The organism is Rhizobium hidalgonense (genome assembly GCF_005862185.2).
Taxonomy (GTDB): Bacteria; Pseudomonadota; Alphaproteobacteria; order Rhizobiales; family Rhizobiaceae; genus Rhizobium; species Rhizobium hidalgonense.
Genome location: NZ_CP054029.1, coordinates 21,444 through 36,736, shown reverse-complemented (window position 1 = coordinate 36,736; position 15,293 = coordinate 21,444). Strand labels below are relative to the sequence as shown.

Sequence of the window (15,293 nt, the reverse complement as noted above, 5' to 3'; positions counted from 1 at the left end):
AGAGCAATGTTTAGAGAATTTCGCCCGGCGATCGTCATGATCGTCGCCACCACTGCAATCACCGGCCTTCTTTATCCGCTCGCCATGACGGGTGCTGCCCAGGCGCTCTTTCCCAACCAGGCGAGTGGCAGCCTGATCGAGAAGAATGGCCAGGTGATCGGCTCGACGCTGATCGGCCAGGCCTTCACCACAGACAAATATTTCCACGGCCGCCCCTCGGCTGCCGGCGACGGCTACAATGCCGCCGCCTCCAGCGGCTCCAACCTCGGCCCGACCAGCCAGAAGCTGATCGACCGCGTCAAGGGTGATTACGATGCCGCCAGGGCGGCAAACCCGAACGCGGAGGTGCCGGCCGACCTCGTCACCGCGTCTGGCAGCGGCCTCGATCCGCAAATTTCGCCCGAAGCCGCCTATTTCCAGGTGCCGCGCGTCGCCAAGACACGAGGTGTGGATGAGGCCAAGGTCAAGGCGCTGGTCGACGGCGCGGTTCACGACCGCGAACTCGGCATATTGGGCGAGCCGACCGTCAATGTTCTGGCGTTGAATCAGAGCCTTGATGCTTCTATGACTGAGTGAATTTGGCGGGTTCAATGTGGGTTTTGGCGACAAGGCCAATCCCACTCGCCGTCATCCTCGGGCTTGACGCGAGGATCCATGCCACAGCTACCGGTGGGTGCCGTGTGGATGCTCGGCTCAAGGCCGAGCATGACGGAGGGTGGGGCGGACGTAACGCATTCTCAGTAGCCATTCGCAGAAAGACCACACGCATGCCAGACGACAACCGCGACCAGGCCGGCAGGCCCTCGCCCGATGCGCTTCTCGAAAAGGCCCGGGCCGAAACGCGCGGCCGTCTGAAGATTTTTCTCGGAGCCGCCCCCGGCGTTGGCAAGACATACGAGATGCTGATCTCCGGCCGCGCCAAGATCGCCGACGGTCTCGATGTCGTCATCGGCGTCGTCGAGACCCATGGCCGCAAGGAGACCGAGGCGCTGCTTGCCGGCTTCGAGATCATTCCCCGCGTCGAAATCGACTACAAGGGCCGGCCGCTCGAGGAAATGGACCTCGACGGCATCCTCGCCCGCCGGCCCGACCTGGTGCTGGTCGACGAACTCGCCCACACTAATGCCGAGGGCAGCCGCCATCCGAAGCGCTATCTCGACGTCAAGGAATTGCTCGATCGCGGCATCGACGTCTATTCGACGCTGAACATCCAGCATGTCGAGAGCCTCAACGACGTCGTCTCGCAGATTACCCGCATCCGGGTGCGCGAGACGGTACCGGACTCGATCATCGACCTTGCCGACGACGTCGAGATCATCGACCTGACGCCGGACGATCTGATCAAGCGCCTGCATGACGGCAAGGTCTACATGCCGCGCACCGCCGAGCGGGCGCTGACCAACTATTTCACGCCGGGCAACCTGACGGCGCTCAGGGAGCTGGCGCTGCGCAAGACCGCCCAGCGCGTCGACGACCAGTTGCTCACCCATATGCAGGCCCATGCCATCTCGGGTCCCTGGGCGGCGGGCGAACGCGTCCTCGTCTCGGTCGACCATCACCCGCGCTCGGCGTCGCTGGTGCGCTATGCCGCCCGCATGGCCTCGCGCCTGCGCGCGCCCTGGGCCGCCGTCTATATCGAGACCAACCGTTCGATCAATCTGACGGAAACCGAACGCGATACCATTGCCGCCACGCTGCGGCTTGCCGAGCAGCTCGGCGGTGAGGCGCTGACCATTCCCGGCCGCGAGGTGGCCGAAGAGCTCGTCCGCCATGCCAGCGCCAATAACGTCACCCATATCGTCATCGGCGCCCCGAAAAAGCGGAGCTGGCGCGACTGGTGGAGCCGCTCGATTACCGACGAGCTGATCCGCAAGACCGGCGAGATCAGCGTCCATGTCATCTCCGGTACGGAGAAGGACGGCACCACCGCGCGCGGCATCAAGGCGGCCGCCACGCCGCCGCAGCTGGATTTCAGAGCCTATCTGCTGGCAACCGGTTATGTCGCCATCGCGCTCGGCGTCAGTATCGTGCTCGACCAGGTGCTCGACGTGCGCAACCTCGCCCTCGTCTTCCTGATGGCGGTGCTGACCTCCGCCGTCCTGCACGGCCTGCGGCCGGCGCTTTACAGCTGCATCCTCGGCGCGCTGTCCTTCAACTTCTTCTTCCTGCCGCCGCGCTACACGCTGACGATCAGCGATCCGGAAAGCGTGCTTGCCTTTTTCTTCTTCCTCGGTGTCGCCATCATCGCCAGCAATCTGACCGCGACCGTGCAGCGCCAGGCCGCCGCGGCCCGGCAGCGGGCGCGCACGACCGAGGATCTCTATCTCTTCTCCAAGAAACTCGCCGGCACCGGCACGCTCGACGACGTGCTCTGGGCAACCGCCTTCCAGCTCGCCTCGATGCTGAAGGTCCGCGTCGTTCTACTGCTGCCGGAAGACGGCAGCATCGCCGTCAAGGCCGGCTATCCGCCCGACGACACGCTCGACGATGCCGATATCGCCGCTGCCCGCTGGGCCTGGGAGCACAATCACGCCGCCGGCCGCGGCGCCGATACGCTGCCCGGCGCCAAGCGCCTCTACGTGCCGCTCAGAACCGGACGCACCGCCGTCGGCGTCATCGGCCTCGACAGTGATCGCCGCGACGGGCCGCTGCTGACGCCCGAACAGCAGCGGCTGCTCGATGCGCTGGCCGACCAGGCGGCCCTTGCCATCGAACGCATCCAGCTCGTCGCCGATGTCGACCGGGCAAGGCTTGCGGCCGAAGCCGACCGGCTGCGTTCGGCCCTGCTGACGTCGATCTCGCACGACCTGAAGACGCCGCTTGCCGCCATCCTCGGCGCCGCCGGCACGCTACGCGACTATTTCGCCGCCATGCCGGAGGAGGATCGCATCGACCTGCTTTCAACCGTCGTCGACGAATCCGAGCGCCTCAACCGCTTCATCGCCAACCTGCTCGACATGACCAAGATCGAATCCGGCGCGATGGAGCCGAATTCTGCGCTGCATTATGCCGGCGACATCGTCGGCAGCGCACTGCGCCGCGCCGCCAAGATCCTCGAACACCACAGGACGGAGATGCGCATTCCCGCCGACCTGCCGATGGTGCGCGTCGATCCGGTGCTGTTCGAGCAGGTGATCTTCAACCTCTTCGACAATGCCGCGAAATACGCGCCCGAGGGCTCGGTGGTCCACATCGAGGCCTGGGCCGATGCCGACCACATCGTCCTGCAGGTCTTGGACGAAGGCCCGGGCATCCCGCCGGCCGACCTTACCCGCGTCTTCGACACCTTCTACCGGGTGCGCAAGGGCGATCAGGTGCGCGCCGGCACCGGCCTCGGCCTTTCCATCTGCCGCGGCTTCACCGAGGCAATGGGCGGCACGATCGCGGCCGGCAACCGCACGGGCCGCCCCGGCGCCGTCTTCACCATCCGCCTGCCGAAACCCAACGACATTCCGAAACTGGATGATTGAGATGACCGGTTCAGCCGTCAAAATCCTCGTCGTCGACGACGAACCGCCGATCCGCAAGCTGCTCCGCGTCGGCCTGAGCGCGCAGGGCTACGAGGTGCAGGAGGCGCCGAACGCCGCCGGCGCCCGCCAGTCGGTCACTGAGGCCATGCCCGATCTCATCGTGCTCGATCTCGGCCTGCCCGATACCTCAGGCCATGACTTGCTTGAGGAGTGGCGCGACCAAGGGCTTTCCCTGCCCATCGTCATCCTGTCCAGCCGTACCGACGAGGCCGGCATCGTCAAGGCGCTGGAAGGCGGCGCCGACGACTATGTCACCAAACCCTTCGGCGTCAACGAACTCGGCGCCCGCATCCGCGTGGCGCTTCGCCACCGCCTGCAGCAGCAGGGCGAAAAGGCGATCTTCCAGACCGGCGGACTGTCGATCGATCTCGTCAAGCGCATCGTCAAGGTCGACGGTCGAGACATTAAATTATCGCCGAAGGAATACGACATCCTGCGTGTGCTCGCCCAGCACGCCGGCAAGGTGCTGACACACCAGTTTCTTTTGAAGCAGGTTTGGGGGCCGGCAGCGGATGTGCAGTATCTGCGCGTCTACGTCAGGCAGCTGCGGCAAAAGGTCGAGCAGATTCCCGACCAGCCGCACTATATCACCACAGAGACCGGCGTCGGCTACCGGCTCAGGGAAGCGGACTGACCGCCCTTCCCTCCCGCTGCCCGTACAGTATCGAGCCCAACAGCATTGAGCCCAACAGCATTGAGAATGACATGAACCTTCCCAACATCATCCGGCCGGAACACACTTTCATCGGCGTGTCGGCGCCGACGAAATGGCGCGCGCTGCAGGGTATAGCGGACAAGGCCGCCAAAGCTTTCTCCGCCGACGGCCAGACCATTCTGAAAGCGCTTGAAGAGCGTGAGAAGCTCGGCTCCACCGGCATCGGCAACGGCATTGCCATTCCACACGCGGCGATCGACGGCATGAGCAGTCCGCGTGGCCTACTCCTGCGCTTCGCCCAGCCGCTGGATTTCGAGGCGATCGACGATATACCGACCGACATCGCTTTCGTGCTGCTCTTCGGGGAAAACAATCGCGGCGAATATCTCAACGTGCTGTCGGCCATCGCCCGGCGGCTGCAATCGGACGGCACGCTTGCCGCCATGCGCAAGGCAAAAACGGTCGACGAATTCTATTCCGATTTCATCGCCGATTCACGGGTGTAAAGAACATTATAAAGGGCGCGGCCCGAAGGCCGCGCCCTCCCGTCTTGGTTCAGAGGATCTTAGAAATCGCGCTGGAAGCGTAGGAAGCCGAACACTTCGTCGTCGCCTTCGTCCTCATCGTGATATTGCACGCTGAGCTTCGAACGCAGGTCTTCGACGATCTGATAGTCGATCGTGACGCCAGTCGTGTAAGCGCTGCCGCCGGTGAAACCATTGCCGTCAGCTTCGAGAGCGATGTTTTCGAAGTACTGGAAGCCGGGGGTGATCTTCCACTTTTCGTTGATCTTCAAGGCGTACTCTGCTGCGATCGTCCATTCGGACTCTTCGTAGTAATAGTTGGCGCCGCTTGCCCAAACGCCGGCAATGCCGAGCGTGCCCGGACCGATATCGGCATAGACGATGCCGCGGACAGCGACTTCGCTGGTGTCGGTGTCATAACCGGCAAGCAGGTAAGCGCTGACGGCGCCGGCCTTGTAGGAGACCTGGCCTGCGACACCGAAGTTGTTCGGGCCTTCGCCCGGCTTGGTGGCGTAGTCTTCTTCCAGTTCGTCGACCGAGATGCCGGCCGCGAAAGCGCCGTTCTCGTACTGATACCGGATCGAGTTATGCGTCGTTTCGTTGCTGGCGAGCGTATCGGTCTCGCCGCTCATGTCGTCATCCCACCAGCTGTAAAGCTTACCGACGCGGAAGCCGGCAATGTCGATATAGCCTTCATCAAGCAGAGCTTCCTGATCGGAGGCATTGTCGGCATTGTAACGCAGCGTGATGACGCCGGTGAGCGTGCCGTACTCGGTGTCGTTCTTGGTCTGGAAGGTGACCTGACCGCGAGTCCAGAAGTTTACGTCGGAATCGCCGGAGATCTGGTCACCGAAGCGCACTTCGGTACGGATATAGCCGCCGATGGAAAGGCATGTTTCCGTCCCCGGAATATAAAAATAGCCGGTCCCGTAGGCGTCGCAAACGCGAACATATTCCACGGGCTCGGGTTCCGCCGCCACGATGGCGTCGGCAGCGCGGGCTCCGGATGCCGCGGCAAGGGCGGCAACGGAGGCAAAAAGGATCGTTCTGATATTCATTTTGAATGGCCCTAACAGGTTTGGAATGCGAGGCACATTTCAAGGGATGCCCCCGCGTAGCGGTCGGAGAAGACGACCGCACGGTGGCGATATAGGAATCCGCAAGTGTCATCGCGGCAAAATCTGGGCAAAAATCAGCGCCACCATGGCGCTTTCGTGGAGGAACTGTGGCCGAAAAAGCACGGCGCCGCGGCCGACAGCGATGACGAGCAATTGGCCGCGGCCAACTTCGGCACGCCTATTTCAAAATCACCCCTCAAATGGAATGACATTCTAACGACAAGGCCGGAACGGGAAGAACCTTTGTTTCATTATACGACTGACTTGATAGAGTTAAGACAGAAAACAGGAGGGTTCCAATGCATACACAACGGCTCACCCGGCTCCTCGCGGCCGCAGTCATGGCGGGCAGCTTCGCGATCGGGAGCATTGCTCCTGCATTCGGGGATCAGACGCTGCTCAACGTTTCCTATGATCCGACCCGAGAATTGTACAAGGATTTCAACGCCGCCTTTGCCGCCAAGTGGCAGAAGGACAATGGCGAAGCGGTAACGATCCAGGCATCGCATGGCGGTTCCGGCGCCCAGGCCCGCTCGGTCATCGACGGCCTCGACGCCGACGTTGTCACGCTTGCGCTCGAAGGCGATATCGACGCAATTGCCAAGGCGACCGGCAAGATCCCGGCCGACTGGAAATCCAAGCTGCCGAACAATTCGACGCCCTATACGTCGACGATCGTCTTCCTCGTCCGCAAGGGCAACCCAAAGGGCATCAAGGATTGGGGCGACCTGGTCAAGGACGACGTGCAGGTCATCACGCCGAACCCGAAGACATCGGGCGGCGCCCGCTGGAATTTCCTCGCCGCCTGGGCATGGGCCAAGCAGGCGAATGGCGGCGACGACGCCAAGGCGCAGGATTATGTGGCGAAACTGCTGCAGCACGTTCCGGTTCTCGATACCGGCGCGCGCGGTGCCACCACCACCTTCGTCCAGCGCGGCCTCGGTGACGTGCTGCTCGCCTGGGAAAACGAAGCCTATCTTTCGCTCGAGGAACTCGGTCCCGACCAGTTCGAGATCGTAACGCCGAGCTTCTCCATTCGCGCCGACCCGCCGGTCGCCGTCGTCGATGGCAATGTCGACAAGAAGGGCACGCGCAAGGTCGCCGAAGCCTATCTCAACTATCTCTATTCCGACGAAGGCCAGAAGATTGCCGCCAAGCACTACTACCGGCCGATCAAGCCTGAGGCCGCCGATCCGGCCGATATCGCCCGCTTCCCGAAGCTGACGCTGGCGACCATCGACGACTTCGGCGGATGGAAAGAAGCGCAGCCGAAATTCTTCGGCGACGGCGGGGTATTTGACCAGATCTACAAGCCGGCCCAATAATAGACTTCATGAAAGCACATAGCCCCACGCGGTGGCGGTTCAGACGGCCGAGCGTCATTCCGGGTTTCGGAATGGCGCTCGGCCTTACCTTGACCTGGCTCACCCTTCTGATCCTCATCCCGCTCTCCGGTCTTGCCGTCCGGTCGAGCGCGCTCGGCTGGGAGAAATTCTGGTCGATCGCGTTCGATCCGCGCACCTTGAATGCATTGCGCATCAGCTTCGGCACCGCCTTCATTGCCGCCATCGTCAATGCCGTCTTCGGCATCATCCTCGCCTGGGTGCTGGTACGCTACCGTTTCCCCGGCAAGCGCATCATCGATGCCATGGTCGACCTGCCCTTCGCGCTGCCGACGGCCGTCGCCGGCATCGCGCTGACGACGCTTTATGCGCCGAACGGCTGGATCGGCCAGTTCCTGACGCCGCTCGGCATCAAGATCGCTTTCACCCCGGCCGGTATCGTCGTGGCACTGATCTTCGTCGGCCTGCCCTTCGTGGTGCGAACCGTGCAGCCGGTCATGGAGGAAATCGACAAGGAAGTGGAGGAGGCGGCGGCAACGCTCGGCGCCAACCGCTTCCAGACGATTTTCCGCGTGCTGCTGCCGGGGCTGGCGCCCGCCGTGCTCACCGGTTTTGCGCTCGCCTTTGCCCGCGGCGTCGGCGAATACGGTTCGGTCATCTTCATCGCCGGCAACCTGCCGTTCAAATCGGAGATCGCACCGCTGCTGATCGTCATCAAACTCGAAGAGTATAATTACGCGGCAGCGACGGGCATTGCGGCGATCATGCTGATCATCTCGTTTGCCCTGCTGCTCGTCATCAACCTCATCCAGAGCTGGAGCAGGCGGAGGTACGGTTATGGCGCTTGATACAACCGTTCAACCCGTCAAGCTGCGTTCGGTGACCACCGAACACCGGATCGCCCGCTTCAGCCTGATCGCCCTCTCGCTGGTCTTCCTGCTGCTCTTCCTGCTTTTGCCGCTGGCCGCCGTCTTCGTCGAGGCCTTCCGCAAGGGACCTGGCCCCTTCATCCAGGCCCTCGGTGATCTCGAAACCTTCTCGGCGATCCGGCTGACGCTGATCGTTGCCGGTGTCAGCGTGCCGCTCAATCTCGCCTTCGGGGTTGCCGCCGCCTGGGCGATCGCCAAGTTCGAGTTCAAGGGCAAAGCCTTCTTGACGACGCTGATCGACCTGCCCTTCTCGGTCTCGCCTGTTATATCCGGCCTGGTCTTCGTGCTGCTCTTCGGCGCCAATACCTGGCTCGGTCAATGGCTGAGCGCCCACGACATCAAGATCCTGTTTGCCGTGCCGGGGCTGATCCTGGCGACGATGTTCGTCACCTTCCCCTTCGTCGCCCGCGAGCTGATCCCGCTGATGCAGGAACAGGGAACGGCCGATGAGGAGGCAGCCCTTTCGCTCGGCGCCAGCGGCTGGCAGACTTTCTGGCACGTGACGCTGCCGAATATCAAATGGGGCCTGCTCTACGGTGTGCTGCTCTGCAATGCCCGCGCCATGGGCGAATTCGGCGCCGTCTCGGTGGTCTCCGGCCATATTCGCGGCCAGACGAACACAATGCCGCTGCAGGTGGAGATCCTCTATAACGAGTATAATTTCACCGGCGCGTTTGCCGTCGCCACGCTTTTGGCCTTGCTGGCGCTCGTCACTCTTGTTTTGAAGACGCTGCTGGAAATGCGCTATAGCGCTGAGATCTCCGCCAGCCGGCGGCACTGAAGGATTTGGAATGGAAGTACGCGTTCAAAACATCCGCAAGGAATTCGATCGTTTTCCGGCGCTGCACGACGTCTCGCTCGGTATCCGCTCCGGCGAGCTGATCGCACTGCTCGGCCCTTCGGGCTCGGGCAAGACGACATTACTGCGACTGATCGCCGGCTTGGAAAGCCCGACGGAGGGGCAGATCTTCTTCGGTGACGAGGATGCCTCGAAGAAATCAGTGCAGCAGCGCAATATCGGCTTCGTCTTCCAGCATTATGCTCTGTTCCGCTACATGACGGTGCTCGATAACGTCTCCTTCGGCCTGAGGGTCAGAAAGGGTGCGCGGCGTCCTGCAAAAGCCGACATTCGTAAGCGGGCGCTGGAACTGCTCGAGCTCGTCCAACTCTCCGGCCTGGAAAAACGCTACCCGGCGCAGCTTTCCGGCGGCCAGCGCCAGCGTGTGGCGCTCGCCCGCGCCATGGCCGTCGAGCCGAACGTGCTGCTGCTCGACGAACCCTTCGGCGCGCTCGACGCCCAGGTACGCAAGGACCTCCGCAAATGGCTGCGCGAGATCCACGACCGCACCGGGCACACAACCGTCTTCGTCACCCACGACCAGGACGAGGCGCTGGAGCTGGCCGATCGCGTGGTCGTCATGAGCCAGGGTGCGATCGAGCAGGTCGGCACGCCGGATGAGGTCTACGACAATCCGAATTCGCCCTTCGTCTACGGCTTCATCGGCCAGTCGAATTGCCTGCAGGTCGACATCTCAGATGGCGACATCCGGTTCGAAGGGCGCTCGCTCGGCCTCAATGCCGAGGGCGAGCCGGACGGCCCGGCGCAGCTCTACTTCCGCCCGCACGACGTCAGGCTCTGCGAATCAGCTGAAAACTGCATCGCCGGCCAGCCGGTCTCCAGCCGCCGCGTCGCCGGCACCCGTCACATCGAACTGGATATCGGCAACGACCGCCCGCATATCGAGATCGAGCTGCCCCCGAGCGAGGCCGACAGGCTCGACCGCAACCGCGTGGCCTTCAAACCAACCCGCTGGAAGCTGTTCCGCAGCTGATGGAGATCGCGCGTTCCGAACGACGATTGACCGGAATCGCATATGGCGAGAGTTCATCATGCTTTTTGTTATCTAAGGTTGTTTGTAATTCAGTCATATGACGAGTAAAAGATTTTCACGGTAATAAGTAGGACTAATCCCACAGGAGGCACCTTGCGTTGAGGGCGGAGATTTCCTTTGGAAAATCCCTGATCGGGATTTTGTTCGTAGGGCTGGCGGCCACAGGCTGCACGACGACACCGAAACCGGCGGCAACGGCGGCGAAGACAAAGCAGGTTCAACCGGCGAAAGTTACCTTCAACTATACGAAAAAGGACCGAGACTGCCTGCAGCGCGCGATGTATTTCGAATCGCAGCACTCGGATGAGGATGGTTATCTCGCCGTCGGCACCGTCGTCATGAACAGGCTCACGTCAGGCGCCTATCCTCCATCGATCTGCGGCGTCGTCGCCCAGGAGAAGCAGTTTGCGCCGGGCGTGATGACGCGCGAAGTCAAGCCGCAGGCCGAGACCGAGCTTGCGACCGCTGCCGATGCGATTCTGCTGAAGGGCGCACGCCATCCTGCGGTCAAGGATGCGATGTTCTTCCACACCGACGGGCTGAAATTCCCTTATAACAACATGCATTATGTCACGGTTGCCGGCGGCAACGCCTTCTACGAGAAGCGCGACGCCAATGGCATGCTCCAAACACCGCCGCCGCTGCCCGCTTATGAAGTGGCAATGAACTATGTGCCAGGCGAAAGCATGCTGCCGCCGCAATTCGAGGCGCTGATTCCCTCGGCGGTTCCCGTTCCTCTACCGGCTCCCGACCCGATGGCGACGGCGAGCACGGCGCAGATGCAGATCACAGCGCCAGTGACCGCGCCAGTGATTACGCCAGCGACAGCGCCGGTGGCCTCGCCGGCCACCTCGATCGAGCCCGAACCGGGAATGCCGATCGCGATCCCCATTCCCCGCCCCGCCTATGACAGCGTGATGCTGCGCGGGAGCGTCGCAGCGACCGGCGGTTAAGCCGTTACGGTTTGCATGAGGTAAAAGCGCGCCTTAAGCGCGCTCTTCCCAGACCCTTGCAAGCTCCACGATCGTCTGGGCGGCCTTTTCCATATCCTGGCGGCTGACCCATTCGAGCGGCGAGTGGAAGGCATGGCCGCCGGCGAAGATGTTCGGGCATGGCAGGCCCATGAAGGAAAGGCGAGAGCCATCCGTACCGCCGCGGATGCTGCCGCGCACCGGCGTCATGCCGGCCCGCCGCACGGCTTCGATGGCGTTGTCGACGATCTCCGGGTGCCGATCGAGCACCACCTTCATGTTGCGGTACTGTTCCCTGACCTGGAAATGGTAGGTCGAGCCGGGATAGCCAGCCATGACGTCCTTGACGATGGCCTCGAGCAAGGTCTCCTTTTCCACCAGCCCCTCGTCGGTGAAGTCGCGGATGATGAGGCTCAGCGACGCCTTCTCCATCGAGCCGGTCACCCCTACCGGATGGATGAAGCCCTGCTTGCCCTCGGTGGTCTCCGGCGCAATCTCTTTCGGCAGCCGGTCGATGATGGCGCCGGCGATCTTGATGGCGTTTTCCATGCGGTCCTTGGCAAAACCCGGATGGATCGCCACGCCTGAGATGGCGATCTCGACGCCATCGGCCGAAAAGGTCTCATCCTCGATGTGGCCTGATGTTTCGCCGTCCATCGTATAGGCGAAGTCGGCGCCGAGTTTTTTCAGGTCGACCTTGTTGACCCCGCGCCCGACCTCCTCGTCGGGGGTGAACAGGATCTTGATCGTCCCGTGCTTGATCTCGGGATTGGCGACGAGGATCTGGGCCGCGGTCATGATCTCCGCCAGCCCCGCCTTGTCGTCGGCGCCGAGCAATGTCGTTCCGTCGGTGGTGACGATGTCGTTGCCAATCTGGTTGTTCAGCTCGGGATGTTCGGAAACACGGATCACCCGGCTGGGATCGCCGACAAGCGTGATATCCCCGCCGGCGTAATTGCGGATGATCTGCGGCTTGACGCCGGTGCCGCTGAAATCGGGCGCCGTATCCATGTGCGAGCAGAAGCAGATGACCGGCACGACCTTGTCGCTATTTCCGGGAACGGTCGCATAGACATAACCGTGCTCATCGAGATGCGCATCCGCAAGGCCGATCTTGAGCAGCTCATCGACGAGAACTCGTCCGAGATCCTTCTGCTTCTCGGTGGTCGGCTGCGTCGACGAGGAGGGATCGGATTGAGTGTCGATAACGACATAGCGGAGAAAGCGGTCGAGAACAGCGTCGGTCATGGCATCCACTCCAGCAAGATCACGGGCAAGATCACGCAGGGGATATAACCCTTGCGGGCGATGCGGCAAAAGTTTTTTCCGCTCGCGACGCGCGAGGATCGGCCGTTCAATCCAAGCGTTTTCCCTCGCCGTCGAACACATGCAGATATTGCGCGGGGAAGGCCACATTGACCTTCGGACCCGCCTTCAGCGCCTCGCGGTCCAGCGTGAAGATCTTGAACGGCAGGCCGTGCAGAGCAAGATGCAGGATGATACCGAAGCCTGTCGGCTCGACCAGTTCCACATCGGTGGGAAGGCCTGCGCCGTCAGTCGTCATCACCACATGCTCCGGCCGAATGCCGAGCGTCACCTTTGCGCCGTCTTCGAGAGGCAGCGGCTTTGCCAGCGGCACGATCGTGCCGTCCTTCAGCTTGAGGCCGCCTGTGACATAGCTCGCCTCGAGGAAATTCATTCCAGGCGAGCCGATGAAGCCGGCGACAAAGAGATTGGCGGGACGGTCATAGAGTTCCAGCGGGCTGCCGACCTGCTGCACCACGCCGCCATGCATGGCGACGATACGGTCCGCCAGCGTCATCGCCTCGATCTGGTCATGGGTGACATAGATCGAGGTCGCCTTCAGCTCGCCGTGCAGCTTCTTGATCTCGGCGCGCATCTGTTCGCGCAGGCGCGCATCGAGGTTGGAGAGCGGTTCGTCGAACAGGAAGGCCTTCGGCTGGCGCACGATGGCGCGGCCCATGGCGACACGCTGGCGCTGGCCGCCGGAAAGCGCCTTCGGCCGCCGTTCGAGCAGCGGATCGAGGCCGAGCTTGGCCGCGGCAGCGGAGACGGCGCTGGTGATCTTTTCCTTGGCCGTCTTCCTGAGTTTCAGGCTGTAGCTCATATTGCCGGCGACGTTCATATGGGGGTAGAGCGCATAGGACTGGAATACCATGGCGATGTCGCGATCCTTGGGATGCAACTCGTTCACTCTGGCGCCTGCAATGCGGATCTCGCCTGATGTGACGTCCTCCAGCCCGGCAATCATCCGCAGCAGCGTGGACTTGCCGCAGCCGGACGGGCCGACGAGCACGACGAATTCGCCGTCCTGGATTTCGAGGTCGACGCCGTGCAGCACCTGCACATGGCCATAGGCTTTGCGGATATTCTGGATATCGATCGATGCCATTCTGTTTAACCCTTGACCGCGCCGGCCGTCAGGCCCTGGACGAGATAACGCTGGATGAGCAGGAAGAAGAGGCCGGCCGGGATGAGCGCCATGACGCCCGCCGCCATCATCTGCCCGAAATCCACCGAGAATTTCGAAACGAAGGTGAGAAGCCCGACCGGGAAGGTCGCCGCGTCATTACCGTTGATCAGCATCAGCGCGAAGAGCAACTCGCTCCAGGCGGCGGTGAAGACGAAGCCGAGCGTCGCGGCAATACCCGGCAGCGTCAGCGGCAGGATGATCTGGCGAAACGCGGTGAACTGTGTCGCCCCGTCGATCATCGCCGCCTCTTCCAAATCCTTGGGAATGCCGTCGAAGAAGGACTGCATCAGGAAGGTGGCGAAAGGCACGTTGAAGGCGGTGTAGACGACGACGAGCCCGGTCAGGCTGTTGGTCAGATGCAAGGGCGACAGCATCTTGAAGATCGGCGCCACCAGCATGACCAGCGGGAACATCTGGGTCAGCAGCATCAGCGCGACGATCCAGTATTTTGCCCTGAATTTGAAGCGTGACAGCGCGTAGCCGGAGAGCGAGGCGCAGATCGTCACGGTCACCGCCGTCGAGGCCGAGACGATCAGGCTGTTCTTGAAGAAAGTCGGGAAGGCGCTGTGCTGCAGCACGAAGGCATAGTGATCCCAGGTCGTGCGCGACGGCCACATGCGCACGCCTTCGCTATAGAGCAGGTCGTTCGGCGTCACCGAGACCTTGAGCAGCCAGAACAGCGGGAAAAGCGCGAAGGCGATATAGCAGAGGATCGCCAGGCGGTGCACGATCGTGGGAATGACGGATCGTCTCATGGGCTCAATCCTTGTTCAGCAGCGTCTGCCGCAGCAGGATGATCAGCATCGAATAGGCAAGCAGCAGCACCAGCAGCACCAGCGCGATCGCCGAGGCATAACCGAAATCGAGCCGCTTGAAGGCCGTGGTGAAGATGTAGCTCGCAACGATCTGCGTGCGATCGGCCGGCCCGCCATTTGTCATGACGACAATGAGATCGGCGAAATTGGAAATCCAGACGGTGCGCAGCAGCACAGTGATGGCGATCGTCGGCGCCAGAAACGGCAGGGTGATCGAGCGGAAGCGCTGGAACCAGCCGGCGCCGTCGATCGAGGCCGCCTCATAGAGATCGCGCGGGATGGCTTGGAGGGCGGCCAGCAGGGTGATCGCAAAGAAGGGAATGCCCCACCAGACATTGGCGGCGATCGGCCCCCACATCGCATAATTGGGATCGGAAAGAATATTGCCCGGCTCATGCATCAGCCCGAGCCCGAAGAGCCAATGCGGGATCGGCCCGATGACCGGATTGAACAGCCAGGCCCAGTTGAGGCCAGCGAGAAAGGACGGCACGGCCCAGGGCAGGAAAACCAGCGCCTGCGCGATCGCCCGCCCCGGGAACGGCTTGTCGAGCAGCAGCGCCAGAATGAGCCCGAATGCGAATTGAAGGACGACGGAGGCGCCGGTCCACCAGAGCGTATTGCGCAGCGCGCCATAGAAGGCGGCATCGCCTGCAAGCTCGCGGAAATGATCGAGCCCGATGAAGCCGCCGGAAAACGGATTGAGCAGTTGGATATCGCGGAAGGCATAGGACAGCCCGAGTGTCAGCGGCACCAGCATCACGGCGATGATCAGGATCAGCGACGGGGCGCTGTAGAGATAGGGCTCGGAAGCATCGGCAAGACGACGCAGCCATGGTCTGCGGTCGCGACGCATGTCGAGCGTATCGGCGGAAATGGTCATCGGATTGCGGTTTCCAAATGTGCGAGTCAAGGCTTCGAATGCGCGTGCAGCCCCCTCAACCGACCCTACGGGCTACCTCCTCCCCGCTAGGGAGAAGGGAACGGAGGCGTTGCGGCATTTTCCCTTCTCCCTAGCGGGGGTC

At 62.3% G+C, this 15,293-nt stretch carries 14 protein-coding genes; 9 read left to right on the top strand and 5 right to left on the bottom strand.

Translation table 11 applies throughout. From position 1 onward, the window contains the following. Positions 1-6: 6 nt before the first annotated feature. The 4 genes from kdpC to FFM81_RS29005 all read left to right on the top strand — a co-directional run bounded on the left by kdpC (position 7) and on the right by FFM81_RS29005 (position 4,691). The gene (gene kdpC / locus FFM81_RS29020; protein WP_003564028.1) at positions 7-576 is read left to right on the top strand and encodes a potassium-transporting ATPase subunit KdpC; all 570 of its coding nucleotides are present in this window, start codon (positions 7-9) and stop codon (positions 574-576) included. Between the two features lie 191 nt (positions 577-767). Next, positions 768-3,470 (top strand): sensor histidine kinase, encoded by a 2,703-nt coding sequence (locus tag FFM81_RS29015; protein WP_138385897.1) that lies wholly within the window; start codon positions 768-770, stop codon positions 3,468-3,470. Position 3,471: 1 nt separating this feature from the next. Then, the gene (locus FFM81_RS29010; protein WP_097536679.1) at positions 3,472-4,164 is read left to right on the top strand and encodes a response regulator transcription factor; all 693 of its coding nucleotides are present in this window, start codon (positions 3,472-3,474) and stop codon (positions 4,162-4,164) included. Between the two features lie 71 nt (positions 4,165-4,235). Next, a complete protein-coding gene (locus FFM81_RS29005) occupies positions 4,236-4,691 on the top strand; it encodes a PTS sugar transporter subunit IIA (protein WP_025418941.1) in 456 nt (151 codons plus the stop codon). A gap of 59 nt (positions 4,692-4,750) precedes the next feature. On the opposite strand, the gene FFM81_RS29000 is transcribed toward FFM81_RS29005, so the two are convergent. Then, positions 4,751-5,767 (bottom strand): porin, encoded by a 1,017-nt coding sequence (locus FFM81_RS29000; protein WP_025418942.1) that lies wholly within the window; start codon positions 5,765-5,767, stop codon positions 4,751-4,753. Positions 5,768-6,126: 359 nt separating this feature from the next. Here FFM81_RS29000 and FFM81_RS28995 point away from each other — a divergent pair, with 359 nt between their 5' ends. The 5 genes from FFM81_RS28995 (at position 6,127) to FFM81_RS28975 (ending at position 10,944) form a co-directional block, all read left to right on the top strand. Next, the gene (locus FFM81_RS28995) at positions 6,127-7,152 is read left to right on the top strand and encodes a sulfate ABC transporter substrate-binding protein (RefSeq protein ID WP_003564039.1); all 1,026 of its coding nucleotides are present in this window, start codon (positions 6,127-6,129) and stop codon (positions 7,150-7,152) included. A gap of 8 nt (positions 7,153-7,160) precedes the next feature. After that, on the top strand, positions 7,161-8,018 hold the full coding sequence (cysT, locus tag FFM81_RS28990; RefSeq protein WP_003564041.1) for a sulfate ABC transporter permease subunit CysT: 858 nt from the start codon (positions 7,161-7,163) through the stop codon (positions 8,016-8,018). Beyond that, complete coding sequence (gene cysW / locus FFM81_RS28985; protein WP_138385896.1) at positions 8,008-8,880, top strand: sulfate ABC transporter permease subunit CysW; 873 nt, start codon at positions 8,008-8,010, stop codon at positions 8,878-8,880. Before cysT ends, cysW begins: the two co-directional genes overlap by 11 nt. Positions 8,881-8,890: 10 nt before the next feature. After that, positions 8,891-9,931 (top strand): sulfate/molybdate ABC transporter ATP-binding protein, encoded by a 1,041-nt coding sequence (locus FFM81_RS28980; protein WP_003564044.1) that lies wholly within the window; start codon positions 8,891-8,893, stop codon positions 9,929-9,931. Positions 9,932-10,089: 158 nt separating this feature from the next. Next, on the top strand, positions 10,090-10,944 hold the full coding sequence (locus FFM81_RS28975) for a cell wall hydrolase (RefSeq protein WP_003564046.1): 855 nt from the start codon (positions 10,090-10,092) through the stop codon (positions 10,942-10,944). A gap of 33 nt (positions 10,945-10,977) precedes the next feature. Here FFM81_RS28975 and pepT read toward each other — a convergent pair whose 3' ends face one another. The 4 genes from pepT to FFM81_RS28955 all read right to left on the bottom strand — a co-directional run bounded on the left by pepT (position 10,978) and on the right by FFM81_RS28955 (position 15,151). Next, complete coding sequence (gene pepT / locus FFM81_RS28970) at positions 10,978-12,210, bottom strand: peptidase T (protein ID WP_025418944.1); 1,233 nt, start codon at positions 12,208-12,210, stop codon at positions 10,978-10,980. A gap of 106 nt (positions 12,211-12,316) precedes the next feature. Continuing rightward, entirely contained in the window at positions 12,317-13,375 is a 1,059-nt protein-coding gene (locus FFM81_RS28965; protein ID WP_097536681.1) for an ABC transporter ATP-binding protein, read from the bottom strand. 5 nt (positions 13,376-13,380) lie between these two features. Next, the gene (locus tag FFM81_RS28960; RefSeq protein WP_003564051.1) at positions 13,381-14,211 is read right to left on the bottom strand and encodes a carbohydrate ABC transporter permease; all 831 of its coding nucleotides are present in this window, start codon (positions 14,209-14,211) and stop codon (positions 13,381-13,383) included. Between the two features lie 4 nt (positions 14,212-14,215). Beyond that, positions 14,216-15,151, bottom strand: a complete 936-nt coding sequence (locus FFM81_RS28955) for a carbohydrate ABC transporter permease (protein WP_003564053.1) — start codon at positions 15,149-15,151, stop codon at positions 14,216-14,218. Between the last annotated feature and the right edge of the window lie 142 nt (positions 15,152-15,293).